The organism is Pseudomonas sp. 1928-m (assembly GCF_029269135.1).
Taxonomy (GTDB): Bacteria; Pseudomonadota; Gammaproteobacteria; order Pseudomonadales; family Pseudomonadaceae; genus Aquipseudomonas.
Genome location: NZ_JARIXO010000001.1, coordinates 788,133 through 802,467 on the forward strand (window position 1 = coordinate 788,133; position 14,335 = coordinate 802,467).

Sequence of the window (14,335 nt, forward strand, 5' to 3'; positions counted from 1 at the left end):
TTTTAACGCAACAGCGCTGGCGCGTAACCCGGCGCTTAAAGGAAGAGCCCAGGGCCTGGGCGACTGCCTTCGGGGAATCTGACGCCGACCTTGCGGATCTTGTTCCCTTCCATGGCGGCCACTGTCCAGGTGAGGCCTTGCCATTCCACCTGGTCGCCGATAACTGGCGAGCCGCCAATCTTGTGGGCAATAAAGCGACCCAGGTGCAGCTGGCCTTCGGCGCCTTCCAGTTTCAGGCCGTAGAGGGCGGCAATGGCGGCCAGTTCGGCATCGCCTTCCAGCACGAAATCACCGAAGAAGCGCAGGTCCTGGCCGCGTGTGGGCGCTTGGCTGAACAGTTTGCCAAGGGCGGGCAGGTCGTGTTCATGGCCGACCACGCAGAGCAGGTCACCGGCATCCAGGGTGGTGCTGCCGGAGGGGTGCAGCAGCTCCTTGCCACGGAACAGTGCGGCGATGCGCGTGCCTTCGGGCATCTTCAGCTCGCGCAACGGCGCGCCGATGCACCATTTTTCCGCCCCGAGACGGTAGATAAACAGCTCCCACTGGCTGGTCGGGTGTACGTCCAGCCCCGCGCGGGAAATGGGCGCCGGCTCCGGCGGTACGGTGACGCGCAGCAATTTGGCGGCAAACGGCAGGCTGGTGCCCTGCAGCAGCAGCGAGACCAGCACGATAAAGAACGCCACGTTGAAGAACAGCTGGGCATTCGGCAGGCCGGCCATCAGCGGGAACACCGCGAGAATAATCGGCACCGCGCCGCGCAGGCCGACCCAGGCGATAAAGGCGCGCTCGCGGTCATGGAACGCTTTGAAGGGCAGCAGGCCGAGAAATACCGACAGCGGCCGGGCAAACAGGATCATCCACAGCGCCAGGCCCAGCGCCGGCAGGGCAATGGGCAGCAGCTCGTGGGGGGTGACCAGCAGGCCAAGGACCAGGAACATGCCGATCTGCGCCAGCCAGGTCAGGCCGTCGAGCATATGCAGGATGCCGTGGCGCGAGCGGATCGGTCGGTTGCCCAGCAGCAGGCCGCACAGGTAGATCGACAGAATGCCGCTGCCGCCGACGGCGGTGGTGATGGCAAAGATGATCAGGCCGCCGCTGACCACCAGCAACGGATACAGGCCGTTGGCCAGTTCCATGCGGTTGATCAGGTTGAGCAGCAGCCAGCCGCCACCGAGGCCGAACAGCGCGCCGATGCCGAACTGCTGCAGCAGCTGCACCAGCAGGCTCCAGCTCATGCCGTCCTGGCCGCTGGCGAGCATGGCGATGAGGGTAACGGTGAGGAACACCGCCATCGGGTCGTTGCTGCCGGATTCGATTTCCAGGGTGGCGCTGACCCGTTCGTTAAGGCCGCGCCCGCCGAGCAGGCTGAATACCGCAGCCGCATCGGTGGAGCCGACGATGGCGCCGATCAGCAGGCCTTCCATCCAGGTCAGGTCGAACAGCCAGGCCGCCGCGACACCGGTTAACCCGGCGGTCAGCAGCACGCCCAGCGTGGCCAGGGACAACGAGGGCCACAAGGCCACACGAAAGCTGGAGACCCGCGTACGCATGCCGCCATCGAGGAGGATGATGGCCAGCGCCAGGTTGCCGACCAGGTAGGCCAGCGGATAGTTATTGAAGATGATGCCGCCAGGGCCGTCGGTGCCGGCGAGCATGCCGACAGCGAGAAAGATCACCAGAATCGGGATGCCGAAACGCGAACCGAAGGCGCTGACCAGAATGCTCATGGCCACCAGCATTGCACCGATCAAAAACAGATTATTGATGGTGCTGGCATCCAAGGCGCGTACTCCGTGCGGGTTGGTGAGCGTGCCACTATGCATGGCGCGTGCCAGCGATTCTAACCGCTGCCTTCGAGCAACGCTCAAAAAAAACGCCCGGCATCGGCCGGGCGTCTTGTAACAGCATGCTATGCGTACAGAACCTGTTTACGATCTTGCGAGCTAGAGCCATGCAAGGCGCTACGTTAGTAACAGCCTCCGGCTGGTCAAAGCGGCGAGGAAGCGTACTGGGCTCGCACACGAGTGTACGAGTTGTACATGAGCATTACTCGTTTCACTCGCCCTTCGGATCGCGCTAAAGCGCGTTAGCCGCAAGCGGCTTGCCGAGCCTGTTTTTAACGCCGCAGGGCCGACGCGCAGCAGATCGTATGCAGGTTCTTAGAACCAGGCGTCCTGCATACCCAGACAGGTATCGTCGCGGGCTTCGAGGATGGCCAGGTCGTGGTGGCAGCTCGGCACTTCCCAGGTCAGGAAGTAGCGCGCGGCCTGTAGCTTGCCCTGATAGAAGTCGGCATCGGCGGCGTTGCCGCGCGCCAGGCCTTCTTCGGCGCGAATCGCCTGCTCCAGCCAGCGCCAGCCAATCACGGTGTGGCCAAAGACTTTCAGGTACAGCGCCGAGTTGGCCAGGCCCTGGTTGACCTTGCCGCTCATCAGATCGCCCAGCAGTGCCAGGGTCACCGTTTGCAGGCGTGCCAGCAGTTGCTCCAGCGGCTGGCGCAGGGCGGTCAGCGAGGCGTGAGCTTCGGCGCGCTGGCAGGTGCCGTGGATCAGCTTGAGCAGCTGTTTGAGCGCTGCGCCGCCGTTCATCGAGACCTTGCGCCCGAGCAGGTCGAGGGACTGGATGCCGTGGGTGCCCTCATGGATCGGGTTGAGGCGGTTGTCGCGGTAGTACTGCTCCACCGGGTAATCGCGGGTGTAGCCATGGCCACCGAGAATCTGGATGGCCAGCTCGTTGGCCTTGAGGCAGAACTCCGAGGGCCAGGATTTGACGATCGGGGTAAGCAGATCGAGCAGCTCCAGGGCGATACGGCGTTCGTCTTCAGTCGCCAGGGTCTGGGTGTCGTCGAACAGCCGCGCGGCGTACAGGCCGAGATCGAAAGCGCCTTCTACATAAGCTTTCTGGGTCAGCAGCATGCGCCGCACATCGGCATGCTCGATGATCGCCACCTGGTTGGAGGTCGGGTCCTTGCCATCCGGCAGGCGACCTTGCGGGCGCTGGCGGGCGTAGTCGAGCGAGTACAGGTAGCCGGCGTAGCCGAGCATCACCGCACCCATGCCGACGCCGATGCGCGCCTCGTTCATCATCTGGAACATATAGGCCAGGCCGTGGTGCGGCTTGCCCACCAGATAGCCGACGCAGTCGCCGTTATCACCGAAGTTCAGCGCGGTGGAGGTGGTGCCGCGCCAACCCATCTTGTGGAACAGCCCGGCCAGCACCACGTCGTTGCGCGTACCCAGGCTGCCGTCAGCGTTAACCAGAAACTTCGGCACGATAAACAGCGAAATACCTTTTACCCCGGCTGGGGCGTCCGGCAGCTTGGCCAGCACCATATGCACGATGTTTTCCGACAGCGGATGGTCGCCACCGGAGATAAAGATCTTGTTGCCCTTAAGCCGGTAAGTGCCGTCTTCGGCCGGCTCGGCGCGGGTGCGGATGTCTGACAGCGAGGAACCGGCATGCGGCTCGGTCAGGGCCATGGTGCCGAAGAAGCGGCCGTCGATCATCGGCTGCAGAAAGCGCTGCTTCTGCTCGTCGTTGCCGAAGGTTTCGATCAGGTTGGCCGCGCCCATGGTCAGGAACGGGTAGGACGTAGTCGCCGCGTTGGCCGACTGGAAGTGGGCGAAGCAGGCCTGCGACAGCAGGTTGGGCAGCTGCATGCCGCCGACGTCGAATTCGCGGGTGGCGTTGAGGAAGCCCGCTTCGAGGAAGGCATCCACCGCCGGTTTCACCTCGGGAATCAGCACCGCTGCGCCGTCGACATACTCCGGCTCGTGTTCGTCATTCTTGCGGTTGTGCGGGGCGAACAGGTTTTCCGCGATGCTGCGGGCGGTGTCGATGGCCGCGTCAAAGGTTTCGCGACTGTGCTCGGCGAAACGCTCGCGCTGGGTCAGGCCTTCGGCGTCCAGCACTTCGTAAAGCTCGAAGGCCAGGTTGCGGGAACTGAGCAGGGACTCGGACATGGGTGTACCTCCGGTTACGATGCAACGAGTCTAAGCAGGCGCGTGCGCCGCTCCCAGCACTATTAATAAGCGTGATAACGGGGCGTTGGGCCGGGTCGGGTCGCCCTGATAAGCCTGACCATAGGACCATGCTCATTGCTCCTCTCTCCCATTTACGGGAGAGGGGCTGGGGGAGAGGGCTGAAAACACCGCACATCGGCCAGGTATCCCCTCTCCCTAACCCTCTCCCCGGAGGGCGAGGGGATTGATCGCGTCCGGTCGCTGCCTAGTGTTTTTAGCCGGGCTCTGCTGTTTACCCGGCAAAGCCCTGGGCCAGCTCGCGGGTTAGCTCAGCGGCGCCGATATTCTTGCAACCGCTGACATTTTGCCCCGCCCACAGCGGCGAGAAATCACCGCTGCGCAGGCTTTCAGCCTTGCTGCGCAACGGCGCAATGGCTGCAGTGGCCAGCGGGAAGGCCGGTGCCTGCATGCTGATTGGCCCCAATTCGCGCATCACCCGGTTGACGATGCCACGCGCCGGGCGGCCGCTGAACAGGTTGGTCAGGGCCGTGTGCTGTGCTGCCGGGCTGTGCAGGGCGGCGCGGTGAATGGCGCTGGTGCTGGCTTCATCACAGCACAGGTACGCGGTGCCGACCTGCACCCCCGCCGCGCCGAGGGCCATGGCGGCGCGTACGCCTTGGGCCTCGGCGATGCCGCCGGCGGCAATCACCGGTACGCGCACCGCCTGGACGATCTGCGGCAGCAGGGCGAAGGTGCCGAGCTGGCTGCTCAACTCATCGGTGAGGAACATGCCGCGATGGCCGCCGGCTTCCAGGCCCTGGGCGATGATCGCGTCAGCGCCATTGGCCTCGAGCCACAACGCCTCTTCAACCGTGGTCGCCGAGCTGAGCACCGTGGCCCCGCACGCTTTTACGCGCGCCAACAGTTCAGCCGATGGCAGGCCAAAGTGAAAGCTCACCACGGCGGGTTTGAACTCATCGAGCAGATCGGCCATCTCGGCACTGAACGGCAGGCGGCCGGGACCGCTGGCAATCGCCGCAGGATCAATACCGAACTCGCGGTAGTACGGACTCAGCGCCTCGCGCCAGGCGGCTTCGCGTGTGCCGTCGATGTTTGGCGGGGTGTGGCAAAAGAAATTCAGGTTATAGGGCTTGTGGGTTTTTTCATTCAGCGCCAGCAGCTCCTTGCGCAAGCCGGCGGCGTCGAGCATGGCGCAGGGCAGCGAACCCAGCGCGCCGGCGTTGGATACGGCAGCGGCCAACCCATGCAGCTGCACGCCCGCCATGGGGGCCTGGATCAGCGGTAGCTCAATGCCCAATAGCTCTTGCAATGACATGTTGGTTCTCTTTTGCCAGACGGATCAGTGGCCACCGTACTGATCCATCCAGCGCCTGGCAAACTGGTAAACTGCCCGGCCACAGGAGCCCGCCCAATGAACTACCGCCACGCCTTCCATGCCGGCAACCATGCCGATGTGCTGAAACACTACGTCCTCACTCGCCTGATTGCTCTGTTGTCACGCAAGGAGGCGCCGTTCGCCTACCTCGACAGCCATGCGGGTATCGGCCTGTATGACCTGCGCGGCGATCAAGCCAGCCGCACGGGTGAGTGGCTGGAAGGCATCGCCCGGCTGTGGCAGGCCACCGACGTACCGGACCCGCTGCTGGATTATCTGGAAGTGATTCGGGCGATGAACCCGGATGGGGAGCTGCGTCATTACCCCGGCTCACCGGAGCTGGCCCGTCTGCTGACCCGCGAGCAAGACCGCCTGCACCTGAACGAGAAGCACCCGGAAGACGGTCGCCTGCTCAAGGAAAACATGCACGGCGACCGCCGTGTGGCGGTGCACCTCGGCGAGGGCTGGTATGTGCCGCGCGCCCTGCTGCCAACCCGCGAGAAGCGCGCGCTGCTGTTGATCGACCCGCCGTTCGAGCAGGCCGATGAAATGGAACGCTGCGCTCAGTCGTTGAGCGAAGCCATCAGCCGCATGCGTCAGGCGGTGGTGGCAATCTGGTATCCGATCAAGGACCTGCGCCAGCTGCGGCGTTTCTACAGTGACCTGCAAAAGAGCAAGGCGCCCAAGCTGCTGCGCGTCGAACTGTATGTGCACCCCACCGACGAAGCGGTACGCTTGAATGGCTCCGGCCTGGTGATCAGCAACCCGCCATGGGGGCTGGAAGACGAACTCAAGCAGATCCTGCCATGGCTCGCCGACCTGCTTGGGCAAAGCCAGGGCGGCTGGCGCCTGGATTGGCTGATTGAGGAAGGCAGCGCGGGCTAGCGACCTTTGCTCGGTTCAACAAAGTAGCTCAGCTGCTGGCGCGGGTTGAGGTACTCCAGCGCCTCGCGCGGCAGCTGCGCCGGGCGCAGGCTGCTGGCAATGCCGAGGCGTGTTTCCTGTTCCAGGTCGATGATCAGCGCCTCGTTCTTGGGCACTTCGGCATCGTAGACCACCAGCGTCGGTTTCAGCGGCAGGCTTGGGTTCATCCCCAAGACCAGGGCGTATCGCTGGTCATCCAGCTGCACCAGGCAGCCCGGTGGATACACCCCCATGCAGCGGATAAAGGCTTTCAGCGCCACCGCGTCGAAGCGCGCATTGTATTGCTTGAACATCAGCGCCAGGGCCTCGTGCGGGCTGAGGCCATCGCGCGGGTTGAGCGGATTACACAGGTTGTCGAACTGGTTGGCGATGCACACCAGACGGCTGAGGCGGCCGATGGCGGCCTCGCGCAGCTGGCGTGGGTAGCCGCTGCCGTCGCAGTACTCGTGGTGCTCGTTAATGATGCGCAGCACCTCGTCGTCGAGCATCAGCTTCTGGCCCATGCGCAGGCCGAACTCGCAATGCAGTTGCAGCAGCTGTTGTTCCGGGCGGGTCAGTGGCTCGCTTTTCAGCAGCACCTTGCTTGGCACTTCCAGCTTGCCGACATCGTGCAGCAACGCGCCGAGGCCGAGGATATGGCAGTCCTCGCTGTCCAGGCCAAGTTGGCGGCCGAGCAGCAGGGCCAGCACGGTGACGTTCAATGAGTGGAAATAGCTGTCTTCGGCGGCCTTGCTATTGATGCTGTGCAGCACTACGCCGCTGCCGCCGAGCAGGGTTTCGACCATCGCGCCGACAATCTCGCCGGCCTGCTTGATGGCGTCTTCCGGGCGGCTGCGCAGGGTCTGGTTAAGTGTCTTGACCTGTTGGCTGGCCTGAACGAACTTGCGGTCCACCTCGGCCAGGCGTTTGCGCAGCGCCTTGAGCTTTTCCGCGCGGGCCAGGCTGGCCTGTTCGGCCGGGCTGGGCGCTGGTGCGGCTACGGGTTCGGCCGCAAGCGGAGCCGGGCTGGCGTCCAGCGGCGGGCAATCGCTGCGCGCCGGGTCATAGCGCAGGCGCTCCAGGCCCAGAGCGCGCAAGGCCTTGATCTGCGCTTCATCCTTGATCTTGAAGTTGCTAAAGGCAAAGTTGTGTTCCCACCAGGCCAGTTCGAGCTGGATATACAGGCCGACGCACAGCTGTTCGGGGGATATGTAGGCGGAGGTCGCAGGCATGCGGGTATCGGCACTGGTGGCTATTGGCTTGCAGTCTAGCGGTTTGCCTTTGAGCTAGCAGTAATCTGCAGTGAGTTCTGCTGCGCTTAGTTTTTCCGCAGTTCCTGTTCAACCTCATCCGCCCAGGCCAGCCAGGACTGCTCACCGAGAATGCCGCGACGCAGGGTCAGGTAGGGCAGGCGCAGCGTCTTGCGTTGTTCATCCGGCAGGGCTTGGTAGTCGCGTTCGATGCTGAGCAGGCTGTCCAGGGTCTTACGGTGCACGGCTATATGGCGCTGCATTTCTTCGCGCAGGTTATCCAGCGAGGTATGCGCACCGGCATAGAGTTTGACCAGCAGCGCATCGTTGATCTTGTTCGGCTGCACTGGCTCGCCCAGCCAGCGCAGCAGCTCGGCGTGTCCAGCCGGGGTCAGGCGGTAGTTCTTCTTGTCCGGACGGGTGTCCTGGGCCTGCGCCTCGAATTCCAGCCAGCCGGCTTCACTGAGCTTTTTCAGCTCCAGGTAGACCTGCTGGTGCTTGGCGTTCCAGAAATAGCCGAGGCCATCCTTGAAGCGCTTGAGCAGGTCGTAGCCGCTGCCGGGTTCGCTTTCCAGGAGGATAAGGATGGCGTGCTTGAGCGACATAGGCGGGTTTCACCGGCTGCTATTGAGGTGCGCCGCAGTATACGGATTATGCAAAAAGTTGCATCGACTCCAATCGCTGTCTAGTATGCAAAAAATTGCATAACAAGAATAACGCAGGAGCTCTCCATGAAACGCACTGGTACCCGCTTCCGTCCGCGCCTGGTTCAGGGTGATTACGACGCCATCATCATTGGCTCCGGCATCGGCGGCCTGACCACCGCCGCGCTGCTGGCCAAGCTTGGCAAGCGCGTGTGCGTACTGGAGCAGCATTACACTGCCGGCGGCTACACCCACAGCTATGAGCGCGAAGGCTACGAGTGGGATGTGGGCGTGCATTACATCGGCGAGGTGCACAAACCCTGGTCGGCGATCCGCCGGGTGTTCGATGTGATCAGCGACGGCAAGCTGGAGTGGGCGCCGATGGATGCGCACTACGACCGCATCGTGATTGGCGAGCAGACCTACGACTACGTGGCCGGGCGCGAGGAATTCAAGGCGGAGATGGCGCGCCACTTCCCCAATGAGGCTGCGGTGCTGGAGCGCTATGTCGACCTGCTTAGCGAGGTCAGCGCCAAGGTGCCGCGCTTCTTCGCCGGGCAAGCCCTGCCACGCTCGTTGGGCATGCTGTACAGCAAACTGCGCCGGTTGTGGCTACCGGACTACTTCTTCAAAACCACCCGCGAAGTGCTCGAAGGCCTGACCGACAATCAAGAACTGATCGGCGTACTCACCGCGCAGTGGGGTGATTACGGACTGCCGCCTGCCGAGGCCGCCTTCGTTATGCATGCGATGGTGGCCAAGCACTACATCACCGGCGGCAACTACCCGGTGGGCGGCGCGACAAAAATCTCAGAGACCATTATCCCGGTGATCGAGGCGGCGGGCGGCCAGGTGTTCACCTATGCCGGGGTCGATAAGATTCTGGTGGAGAAGGGGCGTGCGGTCGGCGTACGCATGCAGAAAGACGGTTTTGAGATTCGTGCGCCACAGATTGTCAGCTGCGCCGGCCTGGTGCCGACTTATACCCGCCTGCTCGACCATCAGGTGGCCAGCGAATATGGCCTGCTGGAGCAGCTGCCCAAGGTCAAATTGTCGGCCGCCACCCTGTGCCTGTACGCCGGTTTCAAGGGCAGCGCCGCCGAGCTGAAGCTGCCAAAGACCAACTACTGGGTTTACCCGACCCACAACCACGACCACAACGTCAGCAGCTTTATGGCCGGGCAAAATCCGGCGATGCCGCTGATCTATATCAGCTTCCCCTCGGCCAAGGACCCGGCGTGGGATGCGCATTACCCCAACAAGGCCACGGTGGAAATCGTCGCGCCGACCCAGCCGCAGTGGTTCGCTCAGTGGAAGGGCACGACCTGGGGCAAGCGCGGCGCCGACTACGAGGCGTTCAAGGCCGAGCTGACTGCGCAGTTGCTGGAAACCCTCTACCAGCATCAGCCGCAATTGCGCGGTGCATTGGATTTCTGCGAGCTGGGTACGCCGCTGTCCACCGAGTGGTATCAGTGGAATGAGCAGGGCGAGATCTACGGCATCGACCACACCGTACAACGCTTCGAGCAGCACTGGATTCACAGCCAGACGCCGATCAAGGGCCTGTACCTGACCGGGGCCGATACGGTGACTGCCGGGGTGGGCGGCGCGCTGATGGCTGGCGTGCTGACTGCCTCGCGCATGCTTGGCTGGCGCGGTTACAAGGTCGGCAAACTGTTGAAAAGCTGGAAGGCGGAAGCGGTTACCGGGGCTAGTGCGACGGCGGATATAGCGGGCTAAACCACCACGTCGACGCTATTGCCCAGATTGGGCGGATTGTTCGGCGCGCTGGCCGGCGTGGCGGCCTCAACCAGGCCGCCGATGCTGGCAGCCTGCAGTTCCAGGGTCTTACGCAGCAACAGCAGTGAGGCCAGGGCAGAGGCCTGAGCCGCTGCCTGGGTCGACACCTGATTGGTCAGGCTGCTGAGTTCCATCGTGCTATCCCCTCTCTATCAGTCCGGCAGGCAGGTTCCCGTGCCGCCCAGGCCGCAATAGCCGCCGGGGTTCTTCGCCAAGTACTGCTGGTGATAGGCCTCAGCGTAGTAGAAGGGCGGAGCCTCGCGCACCTCGGTGGTGATAGCGCCGAAACCGGCCTTGCTCAATTCCGCCTGGAACTGCGCCTGCGTGCTCTTTGCTGCCGCCAGCTGTTCAGCGCCGTAGCAGTAAATCGCCGAACGGTACTGGCTGCCCATGTCGTTACCCTGGCGCATGCCCTGGGTTGGGTTGTGCGCCTCCCAGAACACTTTCAGCAGTGCGGCGTAGCTGGTGACCTGTGGATCAAACACTACCAGCACCACCTCGGTGTGGCCGGTCAGGCCCGAGCAGGTTTCGTCATAGGTCGGATTTGGCGTATGGCCGCCGGCATAGCCGACCGCCGTGCTCCACACGCCCGGCTGCTGCCAGAAGCGCCGTTCGGCGCCCCAGAAACAGCCCATGGCGAACACCGCCTGCTCAAGGCCTGCTGGAAATGGCCCTTGCAGCGCGTTGCCGTTAACGAAGTGCGCAGTTGGCACCTGCATGGCTTCGGCGCGGCCAGGCAGGGCTTGCTCGGCGCTGGGCAGTTCGAGTTTGTGAGCGAGAATTTGCGAACGCAGAACCATGAGCCATTTCCTCAGCAGAAGCATGTGTGTCATAGACCGTCAAAGGGCGAGCTTGTTACAGCTAGCCTCGGTTTGGATAGCGCTTGAGGCTTTCCAGCAGGTCGCGGCTGGCGATGGGTTTGTCGAACAGGTAGCCCTGGCCGATATCGCATTGCTGGCGGCGGAGAAAATTCAGCTGCGCGGCCGTCTCGATACCCTCGGCCACCACCTTGAGCTTCAGGTTGTGCGCCATGGCGATCACCGCGGAGGTGATCTCCATGTCGTCCTGATTCTCCGGGATGTCCTTGATAAAGCTGCGATCAATCTTGATCACGTCGATGGGGAATTTCTTCAGGTAGCTGAGCGAGGAATAGCCGGTGCCGAAGTCGTCCATGGCCAGGGTCAGGCCCAGGCTCTTCAGGCGGCTGAGCTGGTGGCGGGTGTCGTCGGTGGCTTCCAGCAGCAGGCTTTCGGTCAGCTCCAGCTCGAGCAGGGCCGGGTCGAGCTGTTCTTCGTGGAGGATGGCGGCGATCTCGCCAACCAGATCCGGGTCGGAGAACTGTTTGGGCGACAGGTTGATGGCCATCTGCAGCGGCGTGTAGCCGATGGCGATCAGCTGCTTGCTCATGCGGCAGGCCTGGCGGGTGACCCATTTGCCGATGGGGATGATCAACCCGGTTTCTTCCGCCACGCTGATAAATTTGTCCGGGCTGATCATGCCCTTGTCCGGGTGGTGCCAACGCAGCAGCGCTTCCAGGCCCAGCAGGCGGCCGCTCTTCAGGCACAGTTTGGGCTGGTAGAAGACCTCCAGCTCGTTCTGCATCAGCGCGCGGCGCAGGTTGCTCTCGACGAACAGCTTGTAGTGCGCCTCGGCATTCAGCACATCGGTAAACACCTGCAGCTGATTTTTGCCGTTGGCCTTGGCTTTGTGCAGGGCCAGGCCGGTGTGCTTCATCAGGGTTTGCGGGTCGTCGCCATGCTCGGGGGCGCAGCCCAGGCCGATGGAGCCGGTGACGCTGATCAGCTGGTTGTCGACAAACAGCGGCTTGTCCAGGGTGTGCAGCAGCTTCTGCGCCACCAGCTGGCTGTCGGCCTGATTGGCTTCGAGCAGCACGGCGAATTCGTTGCTGGCAAAGCGCGCCAGCACGCTGCTGGGATGCAGGGTGTTGCGCAGACGGCGCGCCAGGCTGACCAGCAGTTTGTCGCCGGTCTGGTGGCCAAGGCTGTCGTTGATCCGCTTGAAGTTGTCGATATCCACCAGCAGCAGGCTGATCGGCTTGCCGGGGTGCGCGCTGAAGTGATCTTCCAGCGAACGGATAAAGGCGTAGCGGTTGCCCAGCCCGGTGAGGTTGTCGCGAAACGCCAGGCGCTCGATATGCTGCTGCGCCTGCTTGCTCGCGGTAACGTCTTCGTAGATGCCGATGTAATGGGTCAGGCTGCCGTCGTCGGCATGCACTTTGGACAGCGACAGCTGGCCCCAGTAGGGGTCGAGGTTCTTCCGTCGGCTCTTGAATTCACCCTGCCAGCTGTTGTGTTCGGCCAGGCTGGAGCGGGCGTCGAACAGCAGGTCGCTGAGGTTTTCCAGGGCGGGGATTTCGGACAGGCGGCGGCCCTGCACTTCGCTGGCGCTGTACAGGGTGATGGCGGTAAAGCTTGGGTTGACGTACTCCACCAGGCCATCGCGGTCGAGCAGGATAAAGGCGCTGGAACTCTGCTCAACGGCGCGCTGGAACAGGTACAGGGCATTGGTCGCGGAGCGCCGTTGCTGATTGGTCAACACCTGGGCGTACTGGTCGGCCAGCTCGCCGGCAAAGGCGATTTCGTCGGCCTGCCAGGTGCGCGGCGCGCCGATATGTTCCAGGCACAGTACGCCCACCACTTCACCGGCGATGCGGATGCTGGCATCAAGCATGGCGGTGATGCCCATGGGCTGCAGGTAGCTGCTGCTCAGCTCGCAGGTGCGCGGGTCCTGGTGGGCATCATGCGCGTCCAGCGCGCGGCCGCTGTGCAGCGCCTGCAGGTAGGCGGGGTAGGGGCTGGCGTCGATATCGTCCTGGGCGACATGCCGGCCCTGGTCCTGTTGGTACAGGGCCACCGCTTGCAGCACATGTTGATTGAGGTTCCAGATGCCGACGCGGCTGACGCCATACAGCTCGCAGGCGCTTTTGCTGATCAGTTCGGCGGCTTCACGCAAGGGGTCGCTGTCGCCGTAATGATGGCGCGCGAGGGTCACGATCAACTGTTGCTGGGCCTGCGTGCGTTGCTGCTGCGCCTGCAGTTCGGCCTGACTGCGCTCATACAGCTCAAGGGTTTGCGGTGAAGCAGCGCTCTGCTCGTTCATCACCAGCAGATAGCCGCGTAGCAGATGGCGGCCGCGTTGCTTGAAGGCTTCGCCCACCTCCATCAGAGTCAGGCTGCCGCGCGGGGTGTGCAGGCAGTACTGCACGCTGTAGTGCCGTCGGTCGGCCAGTTGCTGCGCAATGTTGTCGTGCAGCTGATGACGCACCGCGGGTTCCATCAGGCTGGCGTAGGGGGCATCGAGCAGGGAGCAGAGTTCGTGAGCGGGCAGACCAAACTGTTGTTCACAGCCCGAATCGAGGTACAGCAGAGCCCAGCTGGCTTCATTCAAGCGCTCGAAACGCAGCAAGCCAAGGCGCGAAGGCACTGGCAACTGCGTCACAACCTCGGCCGCTAAACGACTCGCGGCATCGGGATGGCTTTTCATTCGGAGGCTGGCTTCCAGTATGCTGATCGAAGCGGCAATCGACTCACTTCATTTATAGCGTCGGGTAAGGGTGCATCATGCAATTGCGACTGACAAGAAAACTAATATCCGCAGTGCTGCTGAGCAGCTGTATGGCCACCTCAACGGTATTCGCCGCTGAGCCTGACACGGGTTTGAGCAGTGCCGAACAAGGCAATTATCTGCTCGAACTGAAACGCCTTTATCTAACCCAGAGTGACCGCCAGGCGTTGTTGGCGCACTGCAATGATCTGCTAAAAACCTACGCCCTGCGCGCCGCTTATCAGGTCGGCCAGGCGCAGCGTCAGGACCTGCTTTATCAGCTGCGTCAGGGCGAGTCCGGCGAGCTGCTGCTGCGTGAAGAAACCCGTGGCAAGCAGGGCACCGATATTGCCGTGCGCAACCAGCGCGTACCGCTATTTGGCGTCGACCCTTTCGTGCGTTACGAATGCCCGACCAACGGCATCAGTTGCGTGCTGCACAACCCCAACGACGGCAGCCCAATGCTGACCATCGTGCGTGATCACAAGGGCGCCGCCGAACTGGCCAAGGCCCTGAGCTTTCTGATTCGTAATCTGCAGAAGGGCTGAGTTTTTTCGGCTGCTGTTTTTGAGTTGTGAGTCTGTTTACGAGCTCGCGAGCTAGAGATAAACGGCGGCGAAAGCGGCCGAGGAAGCGGAGTTTACGGGTTGTAAATGAGCATTACTCGCTGCACTCGCCCTTCGGATCGCGCTAAAGCGCGTTAGCCGTAAGCGGCTTGCCGAGGCCGTTTTCAACGTCGTTTAGCCGACGCGCAGCAGATCGTAGCCAAACCCTGAAAAAACCCCGCCTAAAGGGGCGGGGTCGAGGATACGAGCG

Annotated in this window: 11 protein-coding genes; 3 read left to right on the plus strand and 8 right to left on the minus strand. The window is 62.8% G+C overall.

The annotated features are described in order from the left end of the window. Nucleotides 1-35: 35 nt before the first annotated feature. The 3 genes from P3C18_RS03520 to P3C18_RS03530 all read right to left on the minus strand — a co-directional run bounded on the left by P3C18_RS03520 (nucleotide 36) and on the right by P3C18_RS03530 (nucleotide 5,298). Nucleotides 36-1,781, minus strand: coding sequence for a potassium/proton antiporter (locus tag P3C18_RS03520; protein ID WP_275960489.1), 1,746 nt, complete (start codon nucleotides 1,779-1,781; stop codon nucleotides 36-38). A gap of 378 nt (nucleotides 1,782-2,159) precedes the next feature. Continuing rightward, a complete protein-coding gene (locus P3C18_RS03525) occupies nucleotides 2,160-3,962 on the minus strand; it encodes an acyl-CoA dehydrogenase (protein ID WP_275960491.1) in 1,803 nt (600 codons plus the stop codon). Nucleotides 3,963-4,254: 292 nt separating this feature from the next. Continuing rightward, complete coding sequence (locus tag P3C18_RS03530; protein WP_275960492.1) at nucleotides 4,255-5,298, minus strand: nitronate monooxygenase; 1,044 nt, start codon at nucleotides 5,296-5,298, stop codon at nucleotides 4,255-4,257. Between the two features lie 96 nt (nucleotides 5,299-5,394). Between P3C18_RS03530 and P3C18_RS03535 the strand changes: the two genes are divergently transcribed. Continuing rightward, nucleotides 5,395-6,243 carry a 23S rRNA (adenine(2030)-N(6))-methyltransferase RlmJ gene (locus P3C18_RS03535; protein WP_275960493.1) on the plus strand — a complete coding sequence of 283 codons (849 nt, stop codon included), beginning with the start codon at nucleotides 5,395-5,397 and terminating at the stop codon, nucleotides 6,241-6,243. On the opposite strand, the gene P3C18_RS03540 is transcribed toward P3C18_RS03535, so the two are convergent. Both P3C18_RS03540 and P3C18_RS03545 read right to left on the minus strand, forming a co-directional pair. After that, nucleotides 6,240-7,493 carry an HD-GYP domain-containing protein gene (locus P3C18_RS03540; RefSeq protein ID WP_275960494.1) on the minus strand — a complete coding sequence of 418 codons (1,254 nt, stop codon included), beginning with the start codon at nucleotides 7,491-7,493 and terminating at the stop codon, nucleotides 6,240-6,242. The genes P3C18_RS03535 and P3C18_RS03540 overlap by 4 nt on opposite strands. Nucleotides 7,494-7,579: 86 nt before the next feature. Then, nucleotides 7,580-8,116: a PadR family transcriptional regulator gene (locus tag P3C18_RS03545; protein ID WP_275960495.1), complete on the minus strand. Its 537-nt coding sequence runs from the start codon at nucleotides 8,114-8,116 to the stop codon at nucleotides 7,580-7,582. A gap of 126 nt (nucleotides 8,117-8,242) precedes the next feature. Between P3C18_RS03545 and P3C18_RS03550 the strand changes: the two genes are divergently transcribed. After that, a complete protein-coding gene (locus P3C18_RS03550) occupies nucleotides 8,243-9,895 on the plus strand; it encodes an NAD(P)/FAD-dependent oxidoreductase (protein WP_275960496.1) in 1,653 nt (550 codons plus the stop codon). Here the strand turns inward: P3C18_RS03550 and P3C18_RS03555 are convergent. The 3 genes from P3C18_RS03555 to P3C18_RS03565 all read right to left on the minus strand — a co-directional run bounded on the left by P3C18_RS03555 (nucleotide 9,892) and on the right by P3C18_RS03565 (nucleotide 13,459). Beyond that, nucleotides 9,892-10,089 (minus strand): putative motility protein, encoded by a 198-nt coding sequence (locus P3C18_RS03555; RefSeq protein WP_275960497.1) that lies wholly within the window; start codon nucleotides 10,087-10,089, stop codon nucleotides 9,892-9,894. The genes P3C18_RS03550 and P3C18_RS03555 overlap by 4 nt on opposite strands. Nucleotides 10,090-10,107: 18 nt before the next feature. Next, nucleotides 10,108-10,755, minus strand: coding sequence for a peptide-methionine (S)-S-oxide reductase MsrA (gene msrA, locus P3C18_RS03560; protein ID WP_275960498.1), 648 nt, complete (start codon nucleotides 10,753-10,755; stop codon nucleotides 10,108-10,110). Between the two features lie 61 nt (nucleotides 10,756-10,816). After that, the gene (locus P3C18_RS03565; protein ID WP_275960499.1) at nucleotides 10,817-13,459 is read right to left on the minus strand and encodes an EAL domain-containing protein; all 2,643 of its coding nucleotides are present in this window, start codon (nucleotides 13,457-13,459) and stop codon (nucleotides 10,817-10,819) included. Between the two features lie 131 nt (nucleotides 13,460-13,590). On the opposite strand from P3C18_RS03565, the gene P3C18_RS03570 reads away from it, so the two are divergent. Further along, the gene (locus tag P3C18_RS03570; protein WP_275960500.1) at nucleotides 13,591-14,067 is read left to right on the plus strand and encodes a hypothetical protein; all 477 of its coding nucleotides are present in this window, start codon (nucleotides 13,591-13,593) and stop codon (nucleotides 14,065-14,067) included. Nucleotides 14,068-14,335: the final 268 nt, after the last annotated feature.